Source organism: Desertivirga brevis (assembly GCF_017355835.1).
The window spans coordinates 99,728-106,530 of record NZ_JAFEWF010000016.1; the positions used below are offsets into that span (position 1 = coordinate 99,728).

General features: G+C 38.5%; 7 protein-coding genes. 4 read left to right on the top strand and 3 right to left on the bottom strand.

The window, feature by feature from the left end:
• Position 1: 1 nt before the first annotated feature.
• The 3 genes from J4N25_RS26175 to J4N25_RS26185 form a co-directional block, all read right to left on the bottom strand.
• Complete coding sequence (locus J4N25_RS26175) at positions 2 to 2,125, bottom strand: TonB-dependent receptor (protein ID WP_207424852.1); 2,124 nt, start codon at positions 2,123 to 2,125, stop codon at positions 2 to 4.
• Between the two features lie 106 nt (positions 2,126 to 2,231).
• Positions 2,232 to 2,573, bottom strand: coding sequence for a hypothetical protein (locus J4N25_RS26180; RefSeq protein WP_207424853.1), 342 nt, complete (start codon positions 2,571 to 2,573; stop codon positions 2,232 to 2,234).
• A 559-nt stretch (positions 2,574 to 3,132) separates the two neighbouring features.
• The gene (locus J4N25_RS26185) at positions 3,133 to 3,519 is read right to left on the bottom strand and encodes a winged helix-turn-helix transcriptional regulator (protein WP_207424854.1); all 387 of its coding nucleotides are present in this window, start codon (positions 3,517 to 3,519) and stop codon (positions 3,133 to 3,135) included.
• A gap of 91 nt (positions 3,520 to 3,610) precedes the next feature.
• On the opposite strand from J4N25_RS26185, the gene J4N25_RS26190 reads away from it, so the two are divergent.
• The 4 genes from J4N25_RS26190 (at position 3,611) to J4N25_RS26205 (ending at position 6,308) form a co-directional block, all read left to right on the top strand.
• Complete coding sequence (locus J4N25_RS26190) at positions 3,611 to 4,363, top strand: SDR family NAD(P)-dependent oxidoreductase (protein ID WP_207424855.1); 753 nt, start codon at positions 3,611 to 3,613, stop codon at positions 4,361 to 4,363.
• A gap of 23 nt (positions 4,364 to 4,386) precedes the next feature.
• A complete protein-coding gene (locus J4N25_RS26195; RefSeq protein WP_207424856.1) occupies positions 4,387 to 4,857 on the top strand; it encodes a DUF1097 domain-containing protein in 471 nt (156 codons plus the stop codon).
• Positions 4,858 to 5,286: 429 nt separating this feature from the next.
• A complete protein-coding gene (locus tag J4N25_RS26200; protein WP_207424857.1) occupies positions 5,287 to 5,865 on the top strand; it encodes a cysteine hydrolase family protein in 579 nt (192 codons plus the stop codon).
• Positions 5,866 to 5,987: 122 nt separating this feature from the next.
• Positions 5,988 to 6,308 carry an antibiotic biosynthesis monooxygenase family protein gene (locus J4N25_RS26205; RefSeq protein ID WP_242696035.1) on the top strand — a complete coding sequence of 107 codons (321 nt, stop codon included), beginning with the start codon at positions 5,988 to 5,990 and terminating at the stop codon, positions 6,306 to 6,308.
• Positions 6,309 to 6,803 lie beyond the last annotated feature (495 nt).

Below are 6,803 nucleotides of genomic sequence, written 5' to 3' on the forward strand. Positions count from 1 at the left end.
GCTATTTGTGAATATAGAATCTTGTTTTAATGCTTAAGGATCTTCCGGGCAGCTGTACGTTAAAGTTGTCGTAGGTTTTGATGTTGCTGAGGTTGAAGCTTTCTAAGGAGAGACTTAAGCCGGAACGGGTAGAAATTGATATGCCCGCATTTTGAATAAATTGTGTAGGTATTCGGTTTTTTAAACTCTTTGCGCCGTCAACCTCCCAGTATAAAAAATACTCGTGAGTGTAGCCCGTATTAAGCCAGAAATTGGAGGTGGTACCTTTAAAAAGGAGATTTTCTTTTCTCAATCGAAGACTTCCATTTGCAAGCAGAAACGGAATGTTAGGTACGCGGGCGTTATAGTAACGATCTGTATTCGGCTCCCCGTCAATAATGCCTTTGTTCCTGATATCCTGATAACTGGCATTAAAGGAAAGCTGCACTAGCGGAAGGATCTGATAGTCTATCCATGCTTCAATTCCTTTAATTTGAGAAGCACTTAAGTTTCTACTCATACCGCTGCCGCGACTGTCAACCTGCAGAAAAATCTGATCTTGGATGTCTCTGAAAAATCCTGATACTTCAGCTTTTATCTTTTTGCCGGAGTAGAGTACGTTCAGATTCGCATTATTGCTTTTTTCCGGTTTGAGCGCTGGATTTGCTTTTATAAGCATGAAGTCACCGAAGGCTTCCTCTACCTCAGGAAGGCGCAGTGCATGTTCAAATGAAGCCTTTAAGATTATATTTCCACCTGCGTTATAGGTAAAGGCAGCGTTGTATCCCCAATTGTGTATCGACTGCTGTTCCCTGATATGTTCAGTGTCTACCAACTGATAGCTGCTCATGCTGGAATAGAAATGCTTGATGGATGAGCTGAACTTAATACGCGAGCCAAAGCCGGAGGACTCAATACCGAGACCCGTAATATTCTTTAGGTTTGTAGATGGTTTTCCATAAAAGTCAATTCCATTATTATAGAATTGCGAAAGAGTGTCTCGTCCGGTTCTCCTAAAACTATTAAAGGTATTAACAAAACTTAGCTTACTTCCATTAAGTATACGCCAGCCTAGCTGCACCTTATGATTGACCACATCAGCATGGGTATGTAGGTACTTTGCTTTCCCAAGTTCTCCCTCGTCGGGCTTTAGTCTCCGATCAAAAACATGCCCGTTCCAAATGTACACGTTCCTTGAAGTATCTATCAATAAGCCATTAACGCGACTATAGGAGATAAAACTCAAAAGATCTAATGACTTAAGCAGGTTAGACTTTTGATATTTTAAAGTAGAAGAATGGAGCCTTTCCTGATAGGCTACTTTCCCATAAGGTTGTGTCATCAAAAGATTATTCTGAAGCTGCTCCTCAAAACCAGTATTAAGGAAAGATAAGCTGAACTGATCAGCCCATTTTGTATTCACAAAACCTAATTCAGCACGGACAATAAAATTTTGAAATTGGTCATGAAAACGGCGTACTGTTGCAGTATCCAGATTGTAAGTAGCATTGGGAATACCGGCGTCGATCTTGTAATTGTTTTTAGCATATCCAGCCGAAGAGAGTAAACTGCTGTAAAAATTATTGTTCCAGAACTTTTTTGCTGATAGGTTAAGGCGGTGAGTCTGAAAAGATCCAAGAGCATAGGAAGCATCCAGGAAATCAGAGCGTTCTTTTCTTGTTACAATATTAATTGCACCACCAAGTGCGTCAGCGCCTAATTCTACCGGAAGGACTCCTTTATAAATTTCCAGTCGCTCAATTTGCTCTACCGGTACGATCCCTAATCCTAAAGTCTCACCGATCTGATCTATTGGGATACCATCCAGGAAGAAGCGCAGTTGCTTACCTGTACTTCCATTAACAAAAAACTGTGTTCTTGATCCATAGCCTCCGTCTTGCTTAATTTTGATTCCCGAACTTTGTCCAAGTATTTGAAGTGGAGTAATATTACTCGCATAGTATTGTTTGAGAGGAATTACCGCAATATTGCCAGGAGTTTCTTTTAAAATCTTTGCAGCACTACCATTTACTAAAACCTCTTTCAGGTTTTTAGAACTATCCGACTTGCTTTTGAGGTTGTCACGTTTAACCTGAGCACCAGCACATAATGGTACCAGGAAAAACAATCCGAAAATTGCTTTCATGAAAAAGTACAGGGATTAGTTAGAGATTGATCAGGCTTTCAAAAGCCATTCTCCAATAATTACCAATTGACGATGTCTGGAAGACATGCATTTAAGAAATAGAAATTTAACAGAAAGCAGGAGGCCCCTTATTGGTGAAGGCCTGAATAGAAGATGGGTATATCTTGCAATTGAATGTGTCGGGCACTTCAACAGGCTTTGCAAAAAGAATCGAATTGATAGTAGGTGGTAAATTATGAAGCTGTTTCCCCTTAATATGCGCGAAGTATTCGCAGGTAGCACACTTTTTTTCGGAACTTACTTTCTCTTTTACGCTTAATGAAACTTTTGTGAAGCTTCCATCGTGGTGGTGCAGCGCTTGAACTATCGGAGCAAAAAGAAAAACGAACATCACCATAAGAGCTAATGCTCTCTGGTATGTCGCAGTCCAATTTCTTTTGCTTTTCATAATTGCAGTAAAGTTGCATTTGAAAAATGAGAAATGCAAGAGAAATTTTAGTTTGTGTTGAATATATGCCACAAATCTCTAAACCGGGAAATTGGTTAACTTCTATTTTGTAATACTGGTTTTTTCATAGGGTCGAAATAGTCAATAAATTTTGGTGTCTTGACCGTTTCTTCCTATTCTTTAAAAGAAGCCATCAAAACGAGGGTTCAGGGAGTAGGTCCAGAAATACGACCGTTAAAATGGACTTTTAAATTTTAACAGAATTTTATCATTAATTGAAGTCGCTGCAGTTTTCATAAAAGAAAGAGTAGGTCCAGAAAGTTATAAGTTTCTGAATACTACGAAAGCATACCCTTAAAAGGGGCTAAAACGCTGGTTCAAAAAAGAAAAACTAAGAGGGCGACTTATCAAATTTATCCGTCTGGCTCCTTCTAAAAGACAGTCCTACGGATGCTCATGCTTAGGGACAAGAAATTTTCGGGTAATTGTCCTCTTTTTCAATCGCTTCGCGCTTCAAATTTAAGTACTTGACTTGTTGCAACTTAAAATGCTTTGGGCCTTAGCTGATTTTGTCTACCTCAATTATTTCAGTAAAAGGTGTTTTTCGATTCTTTGCTGCCCATTTGCTAAGTTGATTCAAGATTGGAGTAAGTTCTAGCGCCATCGTAGTTAGCTCGTACTCCACCCTTGGTGGAACTTCTGGATAAATAGTTCGTTTGATAAGGCCGTCTTGCTCCATTGTTCGCAGTTGTAAAGACAACATACGTTCAGTTATATGAGCGAATTCTGTTTTTAGCTCACTGAAACGCATTCGTTTCTGTTCGAGCTTATCAATAATCATCAATTTCCAACGCCCCTCAATAATGTGTATGGCATAGGTTAAATTGCAATTGATAATGTGTTTTTCATTAATGGAATAGGTGGAAGTTGCTTTTCTGCCTGGCATTACTTACAAGTTTTATAGTAGCTCACAATTATTGCATGTGAAGTATAAATAACCTCAAAACGTTACCATTGCAAATATCAAAATAAATACAATGGATCTATATTTAAATGAGAAAACAGCAATAGTAAGCGGAGCAAGCCAGGGGATAGGAAGAGCTATCGTTAAAGAGCTTGCCATAGAGGGTGTCAAAGTTCTGGCAACGGCGCGTAATGAATCTTTATTGGACGAACTAAGGTCGGAAGTTCTTATTCTAGGAGGAACTGAGCCTGTTTTATTAGTACAGGATTATATTGCTGATGATGGGCCTGAAAGGATAGCTGATGCTGCATACAAGCACTTAGGTCATGTAGATATTCTTATCAACAACGCTGGACGAAGCAGACCGGTACCCGTTACTGGGCAGGAGGACGACTGGGCAGCTGCGATGAAACTTGACTTCGAACAACACAGAAAGTTAACACATCTACTATTACCGCATTTTATCGAGCGAAAGGACGGTGTTATCCTGAACCTTACCAGCACCTATGAATTACGGCAGTTAAACGTTTCTGCAATTGCTAAAGCGGCCATAACCGTGTGGTCAAAGCAACTTGCAGGAGAATTAGGAAAGTATGGCATCAGAGTAAACTGTATACAGCCCGGTCTGATTGATACAAATAATATTCGGCCCTTTTTCTCGGATGCGCTGCGACGACAGTTTAGCGAACAATTCATTCCTTTAGGGGATTTCGGAGTCCCTCAAGATATGGCCAACATGGCTACCTTTCTTGTTTCTCCCCGCGCTAAATACATCACCGGAACGGTTGCTGTAGTTGATGGAGGATTGCGTAACTATCCCTTTTAAGCTTAAAGCAACTGCAATTTAAAATGAAGTCTCTTATACAAGCATTGATTCTTGGAGTTATGGCTGCATTAGCTACTTATCTTACTTTTTCTACCAAAATGCCTACCTGGGTTCTATTCCTAGCCTGGACAAGCTATTTTCTACTCGGTGGTAATATAAAGTCTTGTGTGCTAACGTTCATTCAACAAGTTCTAGGAATTTTGATTGCTATAGTGATTATTTATTGTGGAAACTCACTAGCTCAGAGCTTGGGTTCGTTATGGTTTCATTGCTCCGTAACAGTAATAATGTTTGGGGTATTTTACTTGTCAAAACTTAGAGTTCTGAATAACCTTTCTGCATACTTTTTAGGAATGATAGTATGGTTTGGACTAGGCGTAAATCCTACGCTTGGAGAAATATTCGAGGCAAGTATTTCACTTTTAATAGGATACAGTTTTGGTTTCACAAATGAATTTCTAAATAATAAAACAGCTAAAAGGTTCTCCCAATAAGTACTACTGCAAGGCCTACTTTACGGGTGTCGGTAGATTTTTGTATTAAACATTGCGATCTCTTAAATAGAGGAATCGGCATTAAAGGCTAGGTTCAGAAAGCCATAACTTCCTGGCCTAGCCTCTTTCTTTTTATTCTCGTAGAAAAGCAATCAAAAAGAGGGTTCAAAAAGTAGGTCCAGAAATAAGGCTGTTTTTCTTTTTTGATACCAACTTGTTTAACCCATAGAGGCTCCCTTCTTTGTCTGCTAACCAGTCCATCTTAACGAAGGTTTCCAATCATTAGCTCTGCTTACATTACTAAAACTCCCTGGAATAAACAGTTGTCAACTACAGACTAGCATGTAGCAAAATGCTCAATAGCTTCGTAAGGGTATCTAACATTCAGTAAGAGAAAAAAGTACTATTAAGAATAAACTATCATAATATATGGAAAGGGGGATTTCAACACTTTCGAGACCAGCACTAATTTTAATTGATATTCAAAAAGCGTTTGACAATTTAAACTATTGGGGAGGACAAAGAAACAACCCCAATGCCGAAAATAATGCTAGTAAACTTTTGATGCTCTGGAGGGACAGCAATCTTCCAATTTTTCACATCAAGCACTGTTCTTTAAATCCGACGTCATTGCTTCATGAGTCTAACGAAGCAAATGAATTTAAAGAAATCATCAAGCCGATTGAGGGCGAAAAAATAATTAAGAAAAGTGTTAATAGTGCTTTTATTAATACCGACTTAAAGGATCTACTGGACAGGGAGAAAATCACCCAACTTGTAATTGTAGGACTAACCACAGATCACTGTGTATCCACAACTGTTAGAATGGCGGGCAATTACGGCTATGAAACTTTTTTAGTTTCGGATGCAACTGCAACATTTAACAAAAAAGGTTTGGATGGTCAGAACCTTTCTGCAGAATTGATACACGAGACAGCTCTGGCCAGTTTGAAGGATGAATTTGCAACTGTTATTTCCACTGATTTAATAATCCAGACCATATACTAAGGATTAATGCATTTTGAATTCAATATAATTGAAATGAAAGTCTCGCAATAACATTATTCATTTGAACACTAAGGAATGAATCAAACCAAACATCAATAATTAAATAACAAAATATATCTTTAATGATGATAGCAAACACACCACAACCTCCTTACTACGCTGTAATATTTAGCTCCATCAAAACTGAGGTAAATGATGGATATTCTGAAATGGCTGATTTAATGGTAGAATTAGCCCGTAAGCAAGAAGGGTTTATCGGGGTTGAAAGCGCAAGAAATGAACTTGGAATTACAGTTTCTTACTGGAAAGATTTGGAATCGATTAGAAAATGGAAACAGAATTCGGACCATTTGATAGCTCAAAATAAAGGGAGAGCAGATTGGTATAAACACTATAAAACTAGAATAGCCAAAGTTGAAAGGGACTATGGTTTTGATAAATAAAATTAGCAACTTCTATAGGTAATCTTTGTTACACCCTAGACGTGGATATGTCTTAATAAACGATGAATATTTTCAGGTTTTCAACAAGTTAAACGACACAAATTCCAAGCCTTTGAATAAGATTAAGCTTCTCCTACTGGCTCTTGTTGTGGTAGCGCTAAACCTAAACGCTCAGACCAATGATAAAAAAACTTTTACAAATGACGCTCTCAGTTTGGAGGCCCGGGTATTTGGATTAAGCCAAATATGGCATTTTGTAAAGACGGACTTTGCCTATTACGATAAGCTACCCTTCAACTGGGATAGCACATATACAAAGAAGTTAACAGAAGTGCACAGTTCAAATGATCGTTTTCAGTACTACCAGAGTATCCGCCCGAACAACTACATATTGTCAGTTTCAACTAGTTTCTTAAAGTTCTGCGGATAGAGATCTCTGATATTCTTATGGTTGATCGTCATGATATTCTCCAGGGCGTATTTTAACCATCGGTA